The sequence below is a fragment of the Streptomyces sp. ID05-39B genome, assembly GCF_033794725.1.
GTDB lineage: Bacteria > Actinomycetota > Actinomycetes > Streptomycetales > Streptomycetaceae > Streptomyces > Streptomyces bobili.
The window spans coordinates 1-21,738 of sequence record NZ_JARGEF010000134.1 but is presented as its reverse complement, the minus strand read 5'-3'; the positions used below and the strand labels follow the sequence as shown (position 1 = coordinate 21,738).

19 protein-coding genes are annotated in these 21,738 nt (G+C 70.4%); 11 read left to right on the top strand and 8 right to left on the bottom strand.

Going from position 1 to position 21,738, the window contains the following annotated elements; all coding sequences use genetic code 11:
• Window positions 1-1,465: serine hydrolase (locus P1P75_RS25600; RefSeq protein ID WP_319259297.1), on the top strand; the 1,465-nt coding region annotated here is incomplete at its 5' end.
• Window positions 1,466-1,844: 379 nt separating this feature from the next.
• Window positions 1,845-3,578 (top strand): MFS transporter, encoded by a 1,734-nt coding sequence (locus tag P1P75_RS25595; RefSeq protein ID WP_319259295.1) that lies wholly within the window; start codon window positions 1,845-1,847, stop codon window positions 3,576-3,578.
• 10 nt (window positions 3,579-3,588) lie between these two features.
• On the opposite strand, the gene P1P75_RS25590 is transcribed toward P1P75_RS25595, so the two are convergent.
• A complete protein-coding gene (locus P1P75_RS25590) occupies window positions 3,589-4,476 on the bottom strand; it encodes a hypothetical protein (protein ID WP_319259292.1) in 888 nt (295 codons plus the stop codon).
• Window positions 4,477-4,576: 100 nt separating this feature from the next.
• On the opposite strand from P1P75_RS25590, the gene P1P75_RS25585 reads away from it, so the two are divergent.
• Complete coding sequence (locus tag P1P75_RS25585; RefSeq protein ID WP_319259290.1) at window positions 4,577-5,362, top strand: SDR family oxidoreductase; 786 nt, start codon at window positions 4,577-4,579, stop codon at window positions 5,360-5,362.
• Between the two features lie 125 nt (window positions 5,363-5,487).
• Window positions 5,488-7,059, top strand: a complete 1,572-nt coding sequence (locus P1P75_RS25580) for a sodium:solute symporter family protein (RefSeq protein ID WP_319259288.1) — start codon at window positions 5,488-5,490, stop codon at window positions 7,057-7,059.
• On the opposite strand, the gene P1P75_RS25575 is transcribed toward P1P75_RS25580, so the two are convergent.
• Entirely contained in the window at window positions 7,056-8,183 is a 1,128-nt protein-coding gene (locus P1P75_RS25575; protein ID WP_319259285.1) for an ADP-ribosylglycohydrolase family protein, read from the bottom strand. The two genes, P1P75_RS25580 and P1P75_RS25575, sit on opposite strands and share 4 nt — an antisense overlap.
• A 114-nt stretch (window positions 8,184-8,297) precedes the next feature.
• Between P1P75_RS25575 and P1P75_RS25570 the strand changes: the two genes are divergently transcribed.
• Window positions 8,298-8,810 (top strand): DUF2165 domain-containing protein, encoded by a 513-nt coding sequence (locus P1P75_RS25570; RefSeq protein ID WP_319259282.1) that lies wholly within the window; start codon window positions 8,298-8,300, stop codon window positions 8,808-8,810.
• Here P1P75_RS25570 and P1P75_RS25565 read toward each other — a convergent pair whose 3' ends face one another.
• The 3 genes from P1P75_RS25565 to P1P75_RS25555 all read right to left on the bottom strand — a co-directional run bounded on the left by P1P75_RS25565 (window position 8,811) and on the right by P1P75_RS25555 (window position 13,049).
• Window positions 8,811-9,392 (bottom strand): hypothetical protein, encoded by a 582-nt coding sequence (locus tag P1P75_RS25565; protein ID WP_319259280.1) that lies wholly within the window; start codon window positions 9,390-9,392, stop codon window positions 8,811-8,813. It lies immediately after the preceding gene.
• 96 nt (window positions 9,393-9,488) lie between these two features.
• Complete coding sequence (locus P1P75_RS25560) at window positions 9,489-12,074, bottom strand: bifunctional FO biosynthesis protein CofGH (RefSeq protein ID WP_319259277.1); 2,586 nt, start codon at window positions 12,072-12,074, stop codon at window positions 9,489-9,491.
• Window positions 12,075-12,179: 105 nt separating this feature from the next.
• On the bottom strand, window positions 12,180-13,049 hold the full coding sequence (locus P1P75_RS25555) for an LLM class F420-dependent oxidoreductase (RefSeq protein WP_319259274.1): 870 nt from the start codon (window positions 13,047-13,049) through the stop codon (window positions 12,180-12,182).
• Between the two features lie 515 nt (window positions 13,050-13,564).
• Between P1P75_RS25555 and P1P75_RS25550 the strand changes: the two genes are divergently transcribed.
• Window positions 13,565-14,527 (top strand): hypothetical protein, encoded by a 963-nt coding sequence (locus P1P75_RS25550; RefSeq protein WP_319259300.1) that lies wholly within the window; start codon window positions 13,565-13,567, stop codon window positions 14,525-14,527.
• Window positions 14,528-14,649: 122 nt separating this feature from the next.
• Here P1P75_RS25550 and P1P75_RS25545 read toward each other — a convergent pair whose 3' ends face one another.
• Window positions 14,650-15,465 (bottom strand): class I SAM-dependent methyltransferase, encoded by an 816-nt coding sequence (locus P1P75_RS25545; protein WP_319259272.1) that lies wholly within the window; start codon window positions 15,463-15,465, stop codon window positions 14,650-14,652.
• A gap of 56 nt (window positions 15,466-15,521) precedes the next feature.
• Between P1P75_RS25545 and P1P75_RS25540 the strand changes: the two genes are divergently transcribed.
• The 3 genes from P1P75_RS25540 to P1P75_RS25530 all read left to right on the top strand — a co-directional run bounded on the left by P1P75_RS25540 (window position 15,522) and on the right by P1P75_RS25530 (window position 17,011).
• Entirely contained in the window at window positions 15,522-16,241 is a 720-nt protein-coding gene (locus P1P75_RS25540) for a GntR family transcriptional regulator (protein ID WP_319259269.1), read from the top strand.
• Between the two features lie 159 nt (window positions 16,242-16,400).
• Window positions 16,401-16,637: a hypothetical protein gene (locus tag P1P75_RS25535; RefSeq protein WP_319259266.1), complete on the top strand. Its 237-nt coding sequence runs from the start codon at window positions 16,401-16,403 to the stop codon at window positions 16,635-16,637.
• A 2-nt stretch (window positions 16,638-16,639) separates the two neighbouring features.
• Window positions 16,640-17,011, top strand: a complete 372-nt coding sequence (locus P1P75_RS25530; protein ID WP_319259263.1) for a DUF6415 family natural product biosynthesis protein — start codon at window positions 16,640-16,642, stop codon at window positions 17,009-17,011.
• Between the two features lie 194 nt (window positions 17,012-17,205).
• Here the strand turns inward: P1P75_RS25530 and P1P75_RS25525 are convergent, their stop codons facing one another.
• Entirely contained in the window at window positions 17,206-17,601 is a 396-nt protein-coding gene (locus P1P75_RS25525; RefSeq protein ID WP_319259261.1) for a RidA family protein, read from the bottom strand.
• A gap of 136 nt (window positions 17,602-17,737) precedes the next feature.
• Between P1P75_RS25525 and P1P75_RS25520 the strand changes: the two genes are divergently transcribed.
• A complete protein-coding gene (locus P1P75_RS25520) occupies window positions 17,738-18,715 on the top strand; it encodes a WYL domain-containing protein (RefSeq protein WP_319259258.1) in 978 nt (325 codons plus the stop codon).
• Between the two features lie 257 nt (window positions 18,716-18,972).
• Complete coding sequence (locus P1P75_RS25515; protein ID WP_319259255.1) at window positions 18,973-20,661, top strand: LPXTG cell wall anchor domain-containing protein; 1,689 nt, start codon at window positions 18,973-18,975, stop codon at window positions 20,659-20,661.
• A gap of 107 nt (window positions 20,662-20,768) precedes the next feature.
• Here P1P75_RS25515 and P1P75_RS25510 read toward each other — a convergent pair whose 3' ends face one another.
• On the bottom strand, window positions 20,769-21,182 hold the full coding sequence (locus tag P1P75_RS25510) for a cytidine deaminase (RefSeq protein WP_319259253.1): 414 nt from the start codon (window positions 21,180-21,182) through the stop codon (window positions 20,769-20,771).
• Between the last annotated feature and the right edge of the window lie 556 nt (window positions 21,183-21,738).

Below are 21,738 nucleotides of genomic sequence, written 5' to 3'. Positions count from 1 at the left end.
GCCCACCCCCACGCCCATGCCCACGCCCGGCGCCGGGAAGCCCGCGGCGGCGAGCGAGCGGACCAGCCGGTTCGTCCCGCTCAAGCCGCAGGACGATTCCGCCGTCCGGCCGGTGAGGCCCGCCGCCGACTCCACCGCCGTGGTGCCGCAGGTCGGCCCCGAGCGGACGACGCAGCAGCCGCTGCCGCCGAAGCCGCCGCTGGATCTGCTGGCCGAGCTGACGAACACCCCGCCGCCTCCTCCGACCCCGCTGCGGACGCTGGGCCGCCGGCTCAAGATCTGGACGCCGCTCGTCCTGCTGCTGGTGATCGCGTTCGCGATCGCGCAGGCTGTCAGGCCACTGCCGGCCACCGCGCTGACGCTCACGGCCCAGGACTCGTACACCTTCGAGGGCAGCAAGCTCGCCCTGCCGTGGTCGTCCGAGGGCCAGGGCTGGATGGACGTCGACGGCGTCGGCACGATGGACACTTTCGGTGAGCAGAAGCCGGTCGCCATCGGCTCGGTGGCCAAGACGATGACCGCCTACGTCGTCCTCCGCAGCCACGCCCTCAAGACGGGCGAGGACGGTCCCGAGATCACCGTCGACGCCATCGCGGAGAAGGAGGGCGGCTACAACCAGAGCGGCGAGTCCACCCTCAATTCCGTGAAGGCCGGCGACAAGCTCACCCTCCAGCAGGCCCTCTCGGCGATCATGATCCCGTCGGCCAACAACGTCGCCCGGCTGCTCGCTCGCTGGGACGCGGGCTCGGAGGCCGCGTTCGTCGAGAAGATGAACGCAGCCGCCAAGGAACTCGGGATGACGAACACGACGTACACCGACCCCTCCGGGCTGAAGGAGACCACCGTCTCCACGGCCGAGGACCAGGTGAAGCTCGGCAGCGCGGTCGTGAAGATCCCGGCTCTCGTGGCGATCACCAGCGCGGCCAGCTGGACGGACCCCTCCGGATACAACTGGCCGAACTACAACGAGCTGCCCTTCAAGATGGGCGCGATCGGGATCAAGACCGGCTCCACCAGCGCGGCAGGCGGCAACCTCCTCTTCGCGGCCCGCAAGAAGGTCGGCGGCGAGACGGTGGTCATCGTCGGCGCGGTCCTCGGCCAGCACAAGCCGACCATCCTGAAGACGGCCAACGACGTCAGCAGGACGGTCCTGACCGCCGCCCAGGACGCCCTGGCCCCGGCGGCGATCCTCAAGAAGGGCGACGTCGTCGGGTACGTGGACGACAAGCTCGGCGGCCACACCCCGGTCGTCGTCACCAAGGACGTCACTGCGGTCGGCTGGGCCGGGCTCACGGTGAAGCTGACGTTCGCCGGCAACGAGGTCCCGCACACGGCGAAGGCCGGCTCCCAGGTGGGCACGCTCACCGTCGGAGACGGCACCAGCAGCGCGGTGAAGGTGCCGGTCGCCCTGCAGAGCGACCTCGTCGAACCGGGCTTCTCGGACAAGCTGACGCGCATCGCCTGAGCCGCCCGCACGGACCCCTGAGGACGCACCCCGCCGGGCAGCCGCCCGGCGGGGTGCGTGCTAGCGTCACGAAACGGGACAGGTCGGCGGTCGCGGCGACGCGGCCGTGAAACGGTCGCGAACGGGACGCGTCCGAGAGTAGAAGACGGGACACGGGGAGTGCCTTCAGGTGGCCACTGCGGAGCCGACACGCGCCGACGAAACCGGTCCGGACCCGGACGCCGGCCGGCGGGCCCGCGTGCCCGCCCCCCAGGCCGGTGAGCACGACCGCGACCGCGGCACGGGCGATCAGGACCGGGCCAAGGACCCTGCGTCGCCACCGTCACCCGAAGCCGCACCCGACCCCGCACCTGCACCTGCACCCGCACCCGCACCCGTCATGAGATCGATGCCCGACCGGGTGCGCGGCTGGCTCCGCCGGCATCTCGTGTTCTCGGTGACGGCCCTGTCCGCCGTACTGCACATCGCGTGGTTCTTCGCCTTCGCGAACAGCGGCGGGGACCTGGCCGCGCAGGACGCCTGGGCGGAGTTCGTCGGCCGGCACCCCGACTCCGCGTACAACCTCGCCTGGTACGGCGGCATGCACCCGGTGTCGTACAGCATGGTGTCGCCGTATCTGATGTCGGTGCTCGGCGTGCGTACGACGATGATGATCGCCGGGACGATCTCCGCCGGGCTGCTGACGCTGATCCTGCTGCGCTGCAGGCCGGTGAAGAACCCGGTGTGGCCCGCGCTCGCCGGGGTGTTCGCGCTGCTGTGCAACGCGGCCTCTGGCCGGGTGACGTTCGGGCTCGGCAACATGTTCGCGCTCGGCGCGGTCGCGGTCGTGTTCTGCTGGCCGCACCGCTGGCGCTACAAGCGGTGGGCGAAGGCGCTGTGCGCGGCGCCGCTCGCCGCGCTCGCCACGATGGGGTCGCCGGTGGCGGGCCTGTTCGTGGGGCTGGTCGCGGTCGCCCTGTTCCTCCAGAAGCGGCGGCCCGGCGCGTGGGCGCTGGGGCTGGCGCCTACCGCGGTCGTCGCGGTGTCCGCGTGGGCGTTCCCGTTCTCCGGCACCCAGCCGATGTCCTTCGGCTCGACGGCCCTGCCGCTGCTGTTCTCGGTGCTGGTCTTCGCGCTCGTCCCGCACGACTGGAAGACCGTGCGGATCACGTCGGCGGTCTACGGCCTCGGCGTGCTGGGGGTGTGGCTGATCAGCTCGCAGATCGGGTCCAACATCACCCGGCTCGCCATGCTGTTCTCGGGCGTGGTGCTGATGGCCGCGCTGCCGTTCGCCGTGCCGCGCAGCCGCAAGTGGTACGCGATCGTGCTCTCCTCGCTGGTCTTCGTCGGCTGGATCGGCTTCAAGTCGGTCGACGACGTCTACCGGACGACTCCGGCCGCGTCCTGGGCGCGTGAGCTGGCCCCGTTGGTCAACGAGTTGCAGGAGGTCGGCGCGGAGAAGGGCCGGGTGGAGGTCGTCCCGGCCCGCTCGCACCGCGAGGCGTCCGCGCTCGCGCCGTACTTCAACCTGGCCCGCGGCTGGAACCGGCAGGCCGACATGGAGCGCAACCCCCTCTTCTACGACGACACCCTGAACTCGGCCAACTACCGCGAGTGGCTCAAGCGGTGGGCCGTGCACTTCGTGGTCGTGCCCAAGGACAAGCTGGACGGGGACGGCGGGCAGCGCGAGCGGGAGCTGGTGCAGCGGGGGCTGCCGTATCTGGAGCAGATCTGGGGAGACGCCAACTGGCAGCTGTTCCGGGTCAACGACCCGGCGCCGCTCGCCGAGCCGAACGCGGTCGTGCAGCGGGCGGCGCAGGGTGAGATGACGATCGACGTGCGCAAGGCGGGCCGGATCCTCATCCGGATCCCGTACTCGCCGTGGCTGAGCGTCGTCGACGCGCAGGGCAAGAGCCTGGAGCCGCCGCAGGAGACGGAGGCGTCCAAGGACCGGGCCGAGGGCGAACCGAAGGCGTACGACAACGTCAACGGCTGTCTCTTCGAGACGGAGGAGGACGCGGACGGCGACCGGTGGACGGTGCTGCTCGCGCCGGAGGCGGGGACGTACCGGCTGGCGGCGCCCTACCAGCTGCCGCGGGGCACTCCCTGTCCGGACGAGCTGAAGGAGCCGTAGGCACCGCGGCTCACCTGAGCCGGTCGACGTACCGGTCCGTGCCGGGCACCGTGGGAATGAACGGGGCCAGGAGTTCCACCTTGCCCAGGCCCGTCTCCGCGACCTCCTCCTCCAGGCCGGTGAAGTGGTCGTCCCAGCACTCCCTGGGGTCCGTCTGCAGGAACCAGAGCAGGGTGAGGCGGGTGTCGACACCCTCGACCTGCTGGACGTACGTCATGCGGTCGCCGGGCAGGGGGGTCGGGCGGAAGACGGTGACGAGGGCGGCCGGGGAGCCGGCGAGGCGCCGCGGGAGGTGGCGGTTGCGCAGCCACTCCAGCAGGCCGGCGCGCTGCTGTGGGGCCGGGGCGTCGATGACCTGGAGGACGAGGCCCGCGTAGGGGTGGTCCAGGGCGTGGACGTCGCGGGGGCCCGCCGCGCCGTCGCGGTACACGGTGCTCTCGTGGTCCTGGAACGCGGTGAAGACGTGGGTGCGGTCCCGGTAGACGCGGGCGTCCCGGTTGAGGCGCTTGTTGATGGCGACCGTCCAGCGCATGTGGTCGTCGTAGCGGCCGTCGGTGATCCAGTACGTGGAGAGGTAGCAGCCTGCCGTGACCGGCTGGGCGACGGCCGACTTCTCGGGGCGGCGCAGGAGCTGGAGCTCGCGGGTGGCGACCCAGCGCCGGCCGGCGTACATCCAGGGCATGGCCATGGCCCCGGCGTAGTAGTGGTCGTCCTCGTACCAGCGGTTGTAGGCGTACTCGTGGCCCGGGTGGGGTTCGACCATGGTGATCAGGGCGTGGCCGGGGTGCACGCCGTAGGGGCCGACGGCGGCGAGTTCGGCGTAGGTGTCGCTGCGGGTGTCGGTGTGGTTCTCGCCGTGGTTGTCGTCGTGGGTTTCGCTGTGGGGCTTCTCGCTCATGGGGCTGCCCTTCCTCTTCCGCTTCTCTTCTCCTTCTCCGGCGGGTCGCCCATACTCTGACGCTCCGTCAGTTGATGCGCCAGGGTCAGGGAGGTTCGTCATGCCACTGCTGGTCGGCAGGACCGTCGTCGTCTCGGGGGTGGGGGCCGGGCTCGGTCACCAGGTCGCCGCGGCCGTCGTACGGGACGGCGGGAACGCCGTGCTGGGGGCGCGGACCGGGGCGAACCTCGCGAAGAGCGCGGCGGGGATCGATCCGGACGGGACGCACACGGCGTACCGGGCGACGGACATCACGGACGAGGGGCAGTGCGCGGCGCTGGCGGGGCTGGCGCGGGAGCGGTTCGGGGGGATCGACGCGGTGGTGCACGTCGCGGCCTGGGACTCGTACTTCGGCGGGCTGGAGGACGCCGACTTCGCGACCTGGCAGTCGGTGCTGGACGTGAACCTGCTGGGGGCGCTGCGGATGACACGGGCCTGTCTGGGCGGGCTGAAGGAACGGGGCGGGTCGGTGGTGTTCATCGGGACGCAGTCGGCGGTGGCGGCTCCCACTCAGGTGCGGCAGGCGGCGTACGCGGCGTCGAAGGGGGCGCTGACCAGCGCGATGTACTCGCTGGCGCGGGAGTTGGGGCCGTACCGGATCCGGGTGAACACCGTGCTGCCGGGGTGGATGTGGGGGCCGCCGGTGCAGGCGTTCGTGCGGTTCACGGCGGCGGCCGAGGGGGTGGCGGAGGAGGTCGTGCGGGGACGGCTCGCGGAGCGGATGGCGTTGCCGGAGCTGGCGACGGACGGGGATGTCGCGGATGCGGCGGTGTTCCTGGCGTCGGATCGGGCGCGGGCGATCACCGGACAGTCGTTGCTGGTCAACGCGGGGGAGCTGATGCGATGAGTTCACATAGATGAATCGAGGCCACCATACAGAATGATTTTGCCTCCCCTTGACCTTACGCCGCCTTGTCGTGTTCACGCGCCAGCACCCACGATGAGCGCCGGGCGAACCCTGGGAGGACGCACATGAACGGTCTCGACTGGGCCGTGCTCATCGGCTATTTCGGCGTGATGGTCGCCATCGGAGTCTGGTCCCACAAACGGGTCGACAACGTCAGCGACTTCTTCACGGCAGGCGGCAAGATGCCGTGGTGGCTGTCGGGCATCTCGCACCACATGTCGGGCTACAGCGCGGTGATGTTCACCGGGTACGCCGGCATCGCCTACACGTACGGCGTCACCTCCTTCATCACCTGGTCCTTCCCGATCGCCCTCGGCATCGCGATCGGCTCCAAGCTGTTCGCGCCCCGGATCAACCGGCTGCGCTCACGGCTGCACGTGGCCTCCCCGCTGGAGTACCTGAAGAACCGGTACGACCTCAAGACGCAGCAGGCGCTGGCCTGGTCCGGGATGCTGCTGAAGATCGTGGACGTGGGCGCCAAGTGGGCGGCGATCGCCACCCTGCTGTCCGTGTTCACCGGCATCTCGCTGAACCAGGGCATCCTCATCACCGGCGCCATCACGGCCGTGTACTGCACGATCGGCGGGCTGTGGGCCGACGCGCTCACCGAGCTGGGGCAGTTCGTCATCCAACTCCTCGCCGGAGTCGCGATGTTCGTCGCCGTGGTGATGGAACTCGCCGACCGCAACATCGGTTTCCTCGGCGCGTGGGACGAACCGGCCCTCCAGGGCCATGAGAAGCCGCTGGTGGGGCCGTACGGCACGGTGTTCCTGCTCGCGTTCCTCTTCATCAAGCTGTTCGAGTACAACGGCGGCATGCTGAACCAGGCCCAGCGGTACATGGCCACGGCCACCCCGAAGGAGGCCGAGCGGTCGGCGCGGCTGTCGGCGGTGCTGTGGCTGGTGTGGCCGGTGGTGCTGTTCTTCCCCATGTGGATGTCACCGCTGCTGGTCGAGTCGCAGAAGCCGGACGGCTCCGACTCCTACGCCCTGATGACCGAACAACTGCTGCCCCACGGGCTGTTGGGCCTGGTCATCGTCGGGTTCTTCTCCCACACGATGGCGATGTGCTCCTCCGACGCCAACGCCATCGCCGCCGTCTTCACCCGTGACTGCGCACCGGTGATCTCGGCACGGGCGCGGGCCTGGAACGACCGGACGGGGCTGATCGCGGCCCGTATCGCGACGGTCGTCTTCCTCGGCCTGTCCATGGCGGCGGCCACGCAGGTCAACTCCCCCGCGTTCAAGGACATCATCACCGTCGTCATCAAGTGGGTGGCCGGCCTGATGGGCCCGATGGCGATCCCCATGATGCTCGGTCTGCTGCGGCCGTTCCGCCGCTCCGGTCCGACGGCGGCGCTGGTGAGCTGGTCGATGGGCCTGCTGGCCTTCTGGCTGGTCAACTACCCGATCAACTGGAACGTCGACGGCGGCGTGCCGCTCCAGTTCCAGGTGTCGATACCGCTCGCGGTCTCCCTCGTCCTGTACATCCTGGTCGGCTTCCTGAAGCCGGAGGACACCCCGGAGCGGCTCGCGATCATCGAACGGATCAACACGGACGGGGACGGCGGGGGCATGTCGGCGGCGGCCGAGGTCCCCGGACCGCGGGACTCGATGCCGACGGCGGTGAAGGACTAGGCACCTCGGGCACCTCGGGGATACCGGGCGAGCCAGCCCGGGGACGCGCCCGCCGGGGTGTGCAGGGCAGGGCCCTGCGTCATCTCCATCGCGAAGTCGTCCGCCAGTTCCAGGATCGTGGGACGGCCCTCCAGCTCGGCCAGCCAGGCCGGCGGGAGGGCCGTTTCGCCGTGCATCGCCCCGAGCAGGCCGCCGGCCAGCGCCCCGGTCGCGGCCGAGGGCGCGCCGTGATTGACGGCGAGGAGCAGACCGTGGCGTACGTCCTCGGCGACCAGGGCGCAGTAGACGGCCGCCGCCAGCACGGCCGGGGCCGTACCCGCCCCGGCCAGCTCCGCCACCCGCGCCGGGCCGGGCAGCCCCTGCCGTACGGCACCCAGCGCGTGCTGCAGGGCCTCCGACACCGGCTCGTGTCCCGGCCGGGCGGACAGCAGGGCGAGCGCCCGCTGCACCGCGCCGTCGAGGCTGTCGCCGCGGGCCAGCGCGTGCACGGTGACCGCGTACGCGCCCGCCGCGAGGTATCCGGCGGGGTGGCCGTGGGTCTGAGCGGCGCACTCCACGGCCAGCTGCGCCACCAGTTGGGGCTCCCAGCCGACGAGCAGTCCGAAGGGCGCCGAGCGGGCGGTGGCCTCGGGACCGTCCTCGCCGGGGCTCTTGGGGGCGTCGAGGGTGCCCATGATGTCGTCGCCGAAGCCGAGCAGCAGGGAGCGGGCGGGGTCGCGGCGGACGTACAGCCACTCCTCGTGGGCCAGCCAGCCGTCGTCCTTGCGGCGCAGATCGGGGCCCCAGTCGCGCTGGGTGGCGGCCCATCTCAGGTACGCCCGGTGCAGATCGGCCGGCGGGTACCAGGCACCCGTGTCCCGCCGTACCTGGGCGCGGATCAGCCCGTCCACGCTGAACAGGGTCAGCTGGGTGAGGTGCGTGACGGCACCGCGGCGCCCGTGGGCGGGGGCGAGGTCGACGAGCCCTTCGGGCCCGTGGGCCTGCCGTATCTCCTCCAGCCCGAGCCGGTCGACGGCCGCCCCGAGCGCGTCCCCCACGGCCGAGCCGAGCAGTGTGCCCCGCACGCGACTGCGAAAGTCCTGCTGCTCGGTACGCCCCCAGACGGCCCCACCTGTCGCACCCACCTAGACCTCCCGGGCACCGTCCGTACGTACGACGTTCGCCACTGTAATCGAATGGAGCCGTCCGATCGGGAGACCGTGGACATGTCATGCCCCCTTTCCGGGCACACCTCCCCCATGGCAGCCACGACCTCCACCCCGGCTTCACGCGCCGTCCGTCTCGCCGTCACCCTTCTCACCGCGTCGGTCGCGCTCTACACCGCACTGGTGGCCTTCGGGAACATCACCGACTTCGGGACCAACCAGCAGTTCGTCCGGCATGTACTGGCCATGGACACGACGTTCAAGGACGACGATCTGATGTGGCGGGCGGTGACCGGGGAGGGGCTCCAGGATGTCGCGTACGTGCTGATCATCGCGTGGGAGACCGTCGCCGCGCTCGTGCTGACCGCCGGGACGTGGTGCTGGGCGCGACGGGATCCGGGCAGGGCCCGGCAGGTGTCCACGTACGGGCTGCTGATGGTGATGCTGCTGTTCGGGGGTGGGTTCATCGCGATCGGCGGGGAGTGGTTCGCGATGTGGCAGTCGGCGGACTGGAACGGGCTCGACGCCGCGACCCGGGTCTTCGTGTTCAGCGGGGTCGTGCTGCTCGCGCAGTTTCTCCCGGCCGGAGGTGGGCCCGAGCGCTGATCACTCGACGACCCTGACCTTCGTCCCCGTCGCGCCGAACGCCCACAGGGCCGCGCCGTCCGCCTTCGGCATGCGGATCCCGCCGGTCTGCGCGCCGGAGGCGGGGGGCGGCGAGGAGCCGTCGACCGCGTTGGAGAAGGCGATGTTGACGCCCGACTTCGCCGAGAAGTAGATGATGTGCTCGATCTGCACGCCGTCGGAGCCGGTGGTGGCGTCCTTGCGGAGGGACACCGTGAAACTGCCGACCGCGGGGTCCACGGTGCCCGGCCAGACCGTGAAGGTGCGGCGGGCCGCGTCGTCGGCGTCGACCAGCCAGACCCGGTCCTGGCCGAGGGAGTAGACGATCCGGCGGCCGGTACCCGATTCGTCGGGCACGGGCGCGGCCTTGGGGGGCGGGGCGGGGGAGGCCGAGGGCTTGGCGTCCGCGGAGGCCGAAGCGGTCGGCTTCGCCCCCGTCGCCTTCGCCGTCGGGTGCGGGCCCTTGTCGGCCTGCACCGTCAGGGCGCCGACCACGACGATCGCGCCGGCCGTCAGACCGGTGACCCAGGCCCACGAGGGAAGCCGTCGGGCAGCCACGGGCACGCATCTCCTCAGTCTCGGGCCCCCGACACCGGGAGCCCGATCATCGTACTGTGAGGCCCCCGGTTCCCCCGCCCTCAGCCCGCCCTCGGCCCGCCCTCAGTCCAGGACCGGCAGCAGCTCCGGGAGGTGGCCGTCGGACGCCTTCGCGGTCCGCTGCCGCTCCTCGGACACCTCGCCGTACAGCGTCGTGCGCGGCCTCGCGGGCCGGCCGGCCGCCTCGGCGACCTCGATCAGGTCCTTGACCGACTTGTAGGAGCCGTAGGACGAGCCCGCCATGCGCGAGATCGTCTCCTCCATGAGGGTCCCGCCCAGGTCGTTGGCGCCGGAGCGGAGCATCTCGGCCGCGCCCTCGGAGCCCAGCTTCACCCAGCTCGTCTGGATGTTGGGGATGTGGGGGTGGAGGAGGAGGCGGGCCATCGCCGTGACCGCGCGGTTGTCCCGCATGGTCGGGCCGGGCCGCGCGATGCCCGCCAGGTACACCGGCGCGTTGGTGTGGATGAAGGGGAGCGTCACGAACTCGGTGAATCCCCCGGTCCGTTGCTGGATCCCGGCGAGGGTCCGCAGATGGCCGAGCCAGTGCCGCGGCTGGTCGACATGGCCGTACATCATCGTCGACGAGGAGCGCAGGCCCAGTTCGTGGGCGGTCGTGACGACCTCGATCCAGGTCGCCGTCGGCAGCTTGCCCTTGGTGAGGACCCAGCGGACCTCGTCGTCGAGGATCTCCGCCGCCGTGCCGGGGATCGAGCCGAGCCCGGCCTCCTTCGCGGCGGTGAGCCACTCGCGGATGGACATCCCGGTGCGGGTCGCGCCGTTGACGACCTCCATCGGCGAGAAGGCGTGCACATGCATGCCGGGCACCCTCTCCTTCACCGCCTTGGCGATGTCGAAGTACGCGGTGCCGGGCAGGTCCGGGTGGATGCCGCCCTGCATGCAGACCTCCACCGCGCCGACCTCCCAGGCCTGTTGGGCCCGGTCGGCCACCTGGTCGAGGGAGAGGGTGTAGGCGTCGGCGTCGGTGCGGCGCTGCGCGAAGGCGCAGAAACGGCAGCCGGTGTAGCAGACGTTGGTGAAGTTGATGTTCCGCGTGACGATGTAGGTGACGTCGTCGCCGACCGCCGCCCTGCGGACGTCGTCGGCGATGCGGCAGAGCGCGTCGAGCGCGGACCCGTCGGCGTGCAGCAGCGCCAGCGCCTCCGCGTCGGTCAGCTTCGTCGGGTCGTCGGCCGCCGTCGCCAGCGCCTGCCGTACGTCGGTGTCGATGCGTTCCGGGACCATGCCGGGGGCGGCGGCCTCCCGCAGGGCGCCCCAGTCGCCGTACACCTCGTCGAAGTCGTCGCGGCGGTCGGACGTACGGCCGTCGGTGTCGATGGTCCGGTGCAGATCCGTACGGCCGGTGGCCTCGAAGGCCTCCTCGGGCTCCTGCCACGGGCGGCCCTCGACGACCGCGTCCGGCAGGGCCAGGCCCGTCTCCGGGTCGGCGAGCGCGCGCACGTGCGGCAGCAGGCGCGGGTCCATCCAGGGCTCGCCCCGGGTGACGAACTCCGGGTAGACGCACAGCCGTTCGCGCATCTCGAAGCCGGCCGCGGCCGACCGCTCAGTGAGTTCGTCGATCTGCGGCCAGGGGCGTTCGGGGTTGACGTGGTCGATGGTGAGGGGGGACACCCCGCCCCAGTCGTCGATCCCGGCACCGATCAGCCGCTCGTACTCGCTGTCGACCAGGTTGGGCGGGGCCTGGAGGCAGCCGCTCGGGCCCATGATGTGGCGGGCGACGGCCACCGTCGCGACCAGCTCGTCGAGTTCGGCGTCGGGCATGCCGCGCATCGCCGTGTCCGGCTTGGCGCGGAAGTTCTGGATGATCAGTTCCTGGATGCCGTGGTAGGCGCGGGAGACCTTGCGGAGCGCGAACAGCGACTCCGCGCGCTCCTCGTAGGTCTCCCCGATGCCGATCAGGATCCCCGACGTGAAGGGGACGGACGAGCGGCCCGCGTCCTCCAGGACGCGCAGCCGTACGGCGGGTTCCTTGTCGGGGGAGCCGAAGTGCGGGCCGCCGGGCTCCGACCACAGGCGGGTCGCGGTCGTCTCCAGCATCATGCCCATCGACGGGGCGACCGGCTTGAGCCGCTGGAAGTCCGTCCAGGTCATGACGCCCGGATTGAGGTGCGGCAGCAGGCCCGTCTCCTCCAGGATGCGGATGGAGACGGCGCGGACGTAGGCGATGGTGTCGTCGTAGCCGTGCGCGTCGAGCCACTCGCGCGCCTCCGGCCAGCGGTCCTCGGGCTTGTCGCCGAGGGTGATCAGCGCTTCCTTGCAGCCGAGGGCCGCGCCCTTGCGGGCGATGTCGAGCACCTCGTCCGGCGACATGAACATCCCGTGCCCGGCGCGCCGCAGCTTGCCGGGGACGGTGACGAACGTGCAGTAGTGGCACTTGTCCCGGCACAGCCGGGTCAGCGGGATGAAGACACTCTTCGAGTACGTGATGACGCCCGGCCGGCCGGCCGCCTCCAGGCCCGCGTCCCGCACCCGGGCGGCGGACGCGGCCAGGTCGACGAGGTGCTCACCCCTGGCCTGGAGCAGGACCGCCGCCTCGGAGACGTCGAGGGCGACGCCGTCCCGGGCACGTTTGAGGGCGCGACGCAGCGAGTTCTCGGTGGGACCGGTTCCGGAGATCGCGGAAGTCGTCATGCTTTGAGCATACGTTCGCGCTGATCAGGACCGGAGTGGGCGCCCGATTCGTCCCTCGGGGCATGCGTTGCACCGTGTCACTGGTGGAGGGGCGCCCGTCCGGTGTCACCGGTGGTGCGGCGCCGCGTCGGGCAGGTAGGGGGCGTACTCGTCGAGCGCCTTGAGCACGTCCGCCTCCCCCGCCGGAGGCAACTGCACCACGACCTCCTCGATGCCCAGTTCGGCGTAGTGCGCGAGCTTGCCGGGCGACGGGTGAACGGCGTACGGCACGATCTGGAGGGCCGCCGGGTCCCGCCCCGCGTCCGCCCACGCCGTACGCAGCACGGGCAGCGACTCCGACAGGCCGCGCCCGCCGATCGGCAGCCAGCCGTCGGCGTACTCACAGATGTGCGCGAACAGCTTCGGCCCCGCGGCACCCCCGACGAGCGTGCGGGGGCCGGTGACCGGGCCGCGCGGCTTCTGCACGGGCTTGGGGTGCGCGTCGCTGGCCCGCACACTGCCGAACTCGCCCTCGTACGCGGTGGGTTCCTCGCTCCACAGCGCCCGCATCAACGCCATCCGGTCGCGGACCAGGTCGCGGCGGGTACGCCACTGCACCCCGTGGTCGGCGGCTTCCTCCACGTTCCAGCCGAAGCCGAGGCCGAGGGTGAGGCGGCCGCCGGAGAGGTGGTCCACGGTGGCGATCTGCTTGGCGAGGCCGATCGGGTCGTGCTGGGCGACGAGGGTGATGCCGGTGCCGAGACCGAGCCCCTGCGTCACGGCCGCCGCCTGCCCGAGGGCGACGAAGGGGTCGAGGGTACGGCCGTACTCGCGGGGCAGGTCGCCGCCGGCGGGGTACGGAGAGGTGCGCTCGACGGGGATGTGCGTGTGCTCGGGAAGGTAGAGCCCGGCGAAACCGCGCTGCTCCAGCTCGCGGGCGAGGCGGGTCGGGGTGATCGTCTCGTCGGTGAGGAAGATGGTGACGGCGACGCGCATGGGGGCGGCCTTTCGACGCGGGCGGCTCGGACTGGGCGGCTTCCTTGGCTGGGCGGCGCTTCTGGGGCTGGGCGGCGCTTTCGACGTGGGTGACGTCCTCATCTGTACCGGGAGACGGACCCGGTGTCCATACCGACCGGTCGGCTTAAAAAGGATGACTTTTCTCCCGCGGGAGTTCACGCTCACCGGAAACGGTGGCGGTCATGCGTGACGCCGACGAGGTCCCGCCTGGCGTCGGCAGGGAACCCCCTCCGCCTGCGAATTGAGGAAGCTCGACCTTTCGTAGAGTCTCGGCGAGACGGTCGCTGAACATACGAAGGACGCTTCCGTCCGCCTTTCATCAGGTCGGCCACTGCTGGACATCTCGGTCAGATCCCGCGCTGCGTGAACCGCTCCGATACGACGTCGCCCTCCTTCTCCCCACCCGGGCACGGCTCCACCTCGTCTCCGTAACCGAACAGGAAACCCCTTTGTCAACTGTCGATGTTCTCGTCCTCTCAGCGATCGGCTGCTGGCTGTACTTCTGCCTCTTCCCCCTGCGACGGCAGAACCCCCGACTGGCCGGTGCCGAACCTGCCCTGGAGACAGCATTGGCCGCCGCCTCCCGCGGTCGTTGGGAGCCGGCGGCCCAGCTCTTCCGCGACACCGGCCCGGACTGGGAACGGCGTGCTCTGTACGCCCACCGTCTGGGACACCTCGCTGCCCGAGAAAGCGACAAGTGGCTGAGGTCCTGGCAGGCAGCCCGCCCCGATGACCCTGACCAGGCCCTCGTGCAAGCCCGCGCCCGCGTGCATCTCGCCTGGAAATTGCGGGGGAGGATGTTGGCGCGATACACCTCTCAAAAGCGTTTCGCGGGCTTTCATCACGAGCTCCTGCACTCACGTGAAGACATAGCACGAGCCGCAACGCTCAATCCCGAGGATCCCACGCCTCTCATTGACGAGATATGGAGGGCGCTCGGACTCGGGTACTCCAACGATGAGATGCGCGTCTTGTGGGCAGAAATCACCGCACGTGCCCCGCACCACTTCGAGGCGCACTGCAGCGCCTTGCAGTATTGGTGCGCCAAATGGCGCGGATCGAGAACGCTCGCGCGTGACTTCGCCGAGTCGGCGGCGTCAAAAGCACCGACTGGGAGCCTGATGACAGCCCTGCCGCTCATCGCATGGTTCGAGAACCACGCGGGCGAGGTGTCCGTCGAATCCTACCGAAGGCCGGAGATGCGGGCCCTGGTCGATGCCGTTCTCATGGACGTTGCGGCCGCAGAGGGCCACCCCCGCCTGCCCGAAGTACGCCACCTTCTCGCCTACTTCCTGGTGAAACAGGCCCGCTACCGAGCGGCGTTGGAACAATTTCGTCTCGTCGACGGCTATGTGGATGCCCTCCCCTGGCGCTACCAACTGTTCACCAGGCTTTCTTACCGAGTCGCACGCACCAAGGCAGCCCGGGGCGCCTTGCTGGAAAGGCTCGGCCGGTGAGACCTTGACGAACGGCCTTTCGTGGCCGTCGACCTGAACCCACGAACCCGGTGTTTCTGGAGGCGACGGGGTGAGGGGTGGCGGCCCGGTCCCGATTCGGGCAAGGCCTGCTCGCGCGCCACTCAGCCGGGTCGGCGTCCGATCGCCAGCAGGTGGGAGCTGGCTGCCAGAAGCTCCGGGTAGGGCTCAGCCATGCGTGCCGCGGTCAGTGCCGACTCGAACAACGGCGAGCCGATCAGAGACTCGCCGGTGTGCCGCTCGGTCGCGGCCAGGAGCGACCATGCCGGGCCCTCGACGCCGTACACCTCCACACCGGCGAACCCGGCGGCCGTCACCTCCTCGCGCAGTTGCTCTCCGCTGTGGAAGTACGCCGTGGTGAATGCCTTCTTCCCGTCGTGGACCTGGCTGGCGAGAATGCCGTCGATGCTGCGCCGCAGAGGGTCGTTGTGGAGGTGCGCGAAGGCGGTGTGCTCGAACAGTGACGCGTACCGGTTGATGCCGGCCGCCGCCAGAAGACCCCCCGGCTTGAGGACACGGTGGGCCTCGGCGAGCGCCTGGTCACGGTCGGCGCGGTCGAGCAGGTGGTAGAGCGGCCCCAGCACCAGCACCACATCGCAGGAGGCGTCTTGAGGGGTCAGCTTTCGGGCGTCTCCCAGTTCGACTGAGGCGCCGGTCCGCCTGGCCTGTTCGACGTGGCGAAGGATCGGATCGACGAGGTGCACGCTGTAGCCGTCATCGACGAGCCACCGTGCGTGGGCGCCGGGGCCGCCGCCGACATCGAGGACGCGGGCCGGTGCGGGCGGGAGGTACCGCCGCAGCAATTCCCGCGTGCGCACCATTTCCAGATGTCCGTCAGCCGTCGTGGACAACCGGTCCGCCTCGTCGATGGTCTCGCTGTAGAACCTCACGATCTCCGGCGCTACCTCGGGGCTCGTCATGCTGGCATTCTTATGGCTCACCGGTGGACCAGTCCAGCGATCGGAAAGTGTCTCTCATGGCCCTGCTGAAGTACGAGCAGATCGCGGAGGATCTGCGTACGAGGATCGCAAACGGCGAGTTCGGGCCCGGCGACATGCTCCCCTCGGGGCGTGAACTGGCTGAGCAGTGGGACGTTTCGAGAGCCACGGTCGTCAAGGCGTACGACACGTTGCGCAACGACGGCGTCGTCGTAGCCCGACAGGGCAGCGGCTTCACCGTGGTCGACACTCCGGTCGCGCGGCCGGCGGGAGGGCGCGGCGCGGGTTCGACACGCGTGGCGGGCGGCGCCCCGTACCGCCGCCTCGGCACCCCGGACCGCACCGTGCCGCCTACGCAGGTGGCACGGGCGCTCAGCCTGAAGCCCGGCGAGGAGGCGCTCCGGCGCATCCGGCTGGTGCTGCTGGACGATGGCTCGCCGCACAGCCTGGTGACGGCGTGGTTCCCGCCCGCGATCGCGGATGCCGCCCCGCGACTGGCGGCGAAGGGGCCGCTCACCGAGGGCACCACCCATTACGTGCGGCGGTCGACAGGCCGTTCCCCCGTCGAGGGCGTGGACGTCACCACGGTGCGGATGGCCGACGATGACGAGGCGCGTCTGCTCGAAGTAGAACAACCCGTCGCGGTGGCCGTGGTGCTGCACGTGGCGTACGACGCCGAGCGTCGGGCTCTGGTGTGCGAAGAGGGTGTCACAGCGTCGCACGTGTTCGAAGAGGTCGACCGGTACCCGATGGGCTGAGTACCCCCGTGAGTGGGCAAGGCAGCCGAATCGCTTGACTGGACCGGTCCACCGGTCCAGTCTCGTCCTTGTGCGGCACGGGCTTCCGAGTCCGGTTTCGGGGTGGCCTCCGGTCGCACACAGGACGAACCCCGGCGACCGCGCGAACGATCCCGGAGCATGGCCCGCCTGAGAAAGCAGGTCGACATGACGAACACTGCCGTCCCGACCGAACGTCCGGCAGAGCCGCCGGGGATGCCCATTCAGGCCTGCACCGTGGACCGTTACGGCACGATCACCGGTGACCGCGGCTCCAGAATCGTGGCGCGCGACCCTCAACCACTGCCCATGGTGCTCGACAGCGAGTATCCGCCGTGCGAGTACCCGCGCTGCCACCCGGCGGTGATGGACCGGTGAGCGTGACAGCGAACCTCAGTGGCCACACCACACCTTTGGACCTCGCGACGATGCGCGAGAACGTGACGCTTCTGCTGGACCCCGACGGCACCCCGGTCCCCCAGCCGCCATCAGGGGCGGAGCTCGACACCCTGACGGAGAGGCTGCGCGGCCACCTGGAGCTGCTGATCCCCGAAGTGGAGCGAGCCGTGGGGAGACTCGAGAAGCAGAGCGTGACCCGGTACTGCATGCTGGCCTGCCTGGGCGACGCGCGGTTACGGCTCCGGGCCGAACCAACCCCCCGGTACAACGGGCCCATCGGCCACGCCCGACGCCTGGCACGCGCCGTGACCGCCCTGTGCGAACACTATGAGCAGGCCACATCCCCGCAGTGAAGGCGGTCGCTGGTCCGCTGCTGTACGTGTGACCTTCCCCGTCCTCGCCGTGGTGTCGGCGCGGACGCCGAGGCAAGGCACCCCATGCCGATCGCAGGGTCAGGGTCGCAAGCCACGCCCCGTGGAGTGCATGAGGCTGGGCGGCCAAGGGCCGCCCCTCGACCGGCACGAGCAGCGGAGGTGACGCGATCACCTCACGCGACGGCGGTGCCCTCCAGCTCGACCATCTGGCCGGGGATCGCCAGACGTGTCACCCCGAGCATCGTGGTGGTCGGGGCGACCCCGGCGGCGCCCAGCTTTCCCGCCAGCACGCCGTAGTGCTGGAAGAGCAGGTCGACGTCGGTCGTGTAGACGTTGAGCCGGACGAGATTCGAGAGGGACATGCCGGCCTCGGCGAGCACCGCCTCGACGTTGGCGGTGCTCAGCGCCAGCTGCGCCGCCATGTCACCGTCGTGCTCGGGCTTGCCTTCGCCGCTCATCGCGGTCTGGCCCGAGATGTACAGGGTGCGCGAGTGACCGGAGACGACCTCACCCTGGTTGAAGCCCATCTCCGCCGACCACGACACCGGGTTGACCGCATTGCGTTCCATCGCAGGACCAGCTCCATTCGATTCACGGACACCACGTACGTCCACCAGCTCGGTGGGCGCCGCGCTTGACGTCGTACGAGGGAGCCTGCCAACAAAACATGACACCTCAAGTCATGTATTTGGCTAGGGTTTTCCCGTGCGCGCCGACCGGTTGGTTTCCCTGGTGCTCCTCCTGCGCCGGCGCGGTCGGCTGACCGCGGACACGCTGGCCCGTGAGCTGGAGGTGTCCACCCGCACGGTGCTGCGCGACATCGAAGCGCTGTCCGCGGCCGGTGTGCCGGTCTACGCCGAGCGCGGTCGGCACGGCGGTTTCGCGTTGCTGCCCGGATTCCAGACCGCGCTCACCGGACTGAACCACGACGAGGCGCTCGCCCTGGTGGTCGCCGGATCACGGCGCGGCGCCCAGCAGTTCGGCCTCGGCTCGGCGCTCGCCTCGGCCATGCTCAAACTGGTCGACGCGCTGCCCGACGGCCTTCGCGACACCGCGGCCGGCGCAGCGCAGCGACTGCTCATCGACCCGGAGACCGACCTCCTCGCGCGCCGTGTGGCCGCGGACGAGGTGTCCGCGCCCATAGGGGCCGAGGTCCGGCGCGCGGTGTTCGCCGGGCACCGGCTGCGCATCCGGTACGCGGCTGTGGACCAGGCTCCCAAGTGGCGCACGGTGGACCCGATCGGGCTGGTCACCGTGCGCGAACAGGGCTACCTGCTGGCCACGAGGGGCGGCGCGGACCGCACGTACCGGCTGTCCCGGATCCTGGCCGCCGAGGCCCTCGACGAGCCCGCGCGGCGACCGGGCACGGTCGACCTGGACCGGGCCTGGCAGGAACGCCACACGCGGTTCCGCAACGGAGGCGACGAGCAGATCACCGTGCTGGTCCGGGTGGACCCGGCCCGGCGTGAGCCCCTGGTGGACACCGCGCTGTCCGTCCGCGCGGAGGAATCCGACGCGGACGGCCGGCTGCGGCTGACCCTCGTCTTCCAGGATCGGCGGCACGCCGAATGGGCCGTGTGGCAGCACGCCACGTACGCGGAGGTCCTGGCTCCGCAAGAACTGCGTACGGCCATCCGCGACCGTGCCGCGGTGATCGCCAACCGCTACGGAACGTCGTCCTAGGTCACCGGGTCCGGTGAGACAGTGCGACCGCGTCTCGGCGAAAAAAGTAGTTGAGGCGGCAACCTTTTCACTCCGAGTGGCCACTTAGGGGTGTACCGACGAGGGCGAGCCGTGGTCAGCGGCGCTACGCCCTCCGTGTCACCACCCGATCGGAGCCCCCACGTGTCACCAGACGACCCGAGATCCGCCGAGCAGCCGATGCCTCGGGGTCGCACGCCCCGCCGCAGCCGGATGCTCCGGCATATGGCCGGGGGGCAGTGGCGGTGCTCGCCGCCTCGGCCGGTGTCGGCGCCCTGGCGCCCAGCGCGGGCGCCGCGGCGACCGTCGGCATCAGTGTGGATGCCGGTACCTCCTTGGGCACGGTGCCCAGCAGTGGTGTCGGCCTCAACACGGGCTACGGCGACGAGCACATGGGGACCCCCAAGGTGACATCGCTGATGAAGGCCGCGGGAGTTCGGCAGCTGCGCTATCCCGGCGGCTCCGGCGCGGACGACTACCACTGGAAGACCCACACCTACGGCGACGGCAGCGGCTGGATCCCCTCCAACACCAACTTCGACCGCTTCATGGCCACCGCGAAGAAGGTCGGCGCCCAGCCGATCCTGACCGCGAACTACGGTTCCGGCACCCCCCAGGAGGCCGCCGACTGGGTCAAGTACGCCAACGTCGACAAGGGTTACGGAGTGAAGTACTGGGAGATCGGCAACGAGGCCTACGGCAACGGGCACTACGGCAACGGCAAGGGCTGGGAAACCGACACGCACGCCGACAAGAGCCCGAAGGAGTACGGGAAGAACCTGGTCGCCTACGCGAAGGCGATGAAGGCCGTGGACCCGAAGGTGAAGATCGGAGCGGTGCTCACCACCCCCGGCTTCTGGCCGGATGCGGAGAAGGCTCCCGGTGACAGCGCCGACTGGAACAACACGGTGCTCTCCCTCGCGGGAAGCTCGATCGACTTCGTCATCGTCCACTGGTATCCGGGCGGCACCACCACGGCCGACCTGCTGAACACCCCCTCCCGGATCGCCGGTGTCACGTCCTCGCTGCGCTCGCTGATCGCCAAGTACGCGGGCTCGCGCGCCGCTTCGGTGGAGATCGCGGTCACCGAGACCGACGGCGTCGGCTCGCCCGCATTGACCAGCCAGGCCGCAGCCCTGTTCGCGCCGGACACCTACATGACCTGGTTCGAGCAAGGCGCCACCCACGTGGACTGGTGGAACCTGCACAACGGCTCGGGCGAAGCACCCACCACCGTCCACGGCCAGACCGACTACCAGGACGGGGGTGTGCTCTCCGCCGGAACCTGCGCCGGGGGGAAGTGCCAACCGCCGCGCGACACGCCCTTCCCCACCTACTGGGGCATCCGCTCGCTGACCGCACTGGCGCAGCCTGGCGACACCATGGTCAAGTCGTCCTCGGGCAACTCGTCGGTTTCCGTGCACGCGGTGCGGAGCAGCAACGGCGGTCTGAACGTCATGCTGACCAACAAGAGCCCGCAGAACGCGGCGCAGGTGTCGCTCTCGTACGCCGGATTCACCCCGGCCACAGAGGCGGTCACGACCGTTTCGTATGCCAAGGGAGACACCGCCCTGACGACGGCGAAGCGGGGCACGGCGGTCGCACAGACGCTGCCGCCGTACTCGATCACGACTCTTCAGCTGAAGCCCGCGTCGGGGACCGCCGGCGCTGACAGGCCGTCGCCCGCCGCCACGCCGACCGTCCCCACGCCGGTTGTCTCCGCCTCCGGCACGACCGGCACCCGTGCGCAGGCGGAGATCGGCGCACCCGTCGGCCAGCCGACCCCGAGCAGCACGTCCGGCCCCCTGGCCTCCACCGGGGTGAGCAACACTGTCACGTACAGCGCCCTCGGTGGCCTGCTGGTCATCGCTGCCGGCGGCGTGCTGGTACTTCGCGGACGTCGCCGCAGGGCGTTGCACGGGAAGTGAGACCGCGTGAGTGACTGACGGCCCGGCAGCAACGCCACCCACCCGTGGCGTGCGCGCCGGGCCGTCGGCCTCCGCGCCGCGACCGGGCCGCGGGCAGCCTTCAGCCGCTACTCGGCTTCGAGTTGGTGGTCGGCCCACACGTAGCTTTCGGGGAGCAGGTCGGCGATGCGGACCGTGCGGACGCGGTCGCCCTCACCGACGATGACCTTGAGGGCGGGGAAGTAGTCGAGGAGCACCTGACGGCACCGGCCGCACGGCGGAACGATGCCACGGTCGCGGTCGCCCACGGCGACGACGGTGTCCAGTTCGTAGAAGCCCTGGGCGGCTGCCATACCGATGAGAACCAGCTCGGCGCAGGGCCCTCCGGTGAAGTGGTAGGCGTTCACGGCGGTGACGATCCGACCGTCCCTGGTGCGGCCCGCGGCTGCCATGGTGTGGTTGTCGCCCCGGCAGCGCGTGCGGGCCACGTCCGCCGCGGCCTGGACGAGTTCGTGATCGACGTGGGGAATCTGCGTGGTCATCAGGCGACGTTGACCTGCGTGACGCGGGTGCACAACCGGATTTCGGCGGGCTGGTCCAGAAAGGATCGATCAATCCGCGACGAACGGGGCGTGACCGATCGGGACCTCCCTCACCTGGAGATCGGAGAAGACCAGGGTGAGCCGGTGCGCGTTGGTCTCGATGAGCACCTCGTGAAGGTCCATCCCGATCTCCTGTGCCCAGCGGCGCGCCGCATCCGACCCGGCACTGGCGCTTCTGGCCTTCTTCGAAGGCGGGTGGTGAGGCGAGCGTCGTCCCGGCGGCGACCTGCTGGATGCGCAACCTGTAGATCACGACTCGTAGTAGCCCGGCAGCGGATCTGTCGGGCCGCCTTCCTTGCCCGGCGCCAAGGACGAGGCCTGACCGAGGTTGCAGAGACGCATGGCGGCACCCCATCACCTCGCCGAACGGGGTGGTGTGCCTCCAGTGCAGGGGCGCTAACCTCGCGCTTTCACGAGGTGGGGCGTCCGAGGCTTGATCAAATAAGCGGAGAGTGCTCCTGACCTGCAACGATGGGACTTGTCGAGGGTCCTGTTG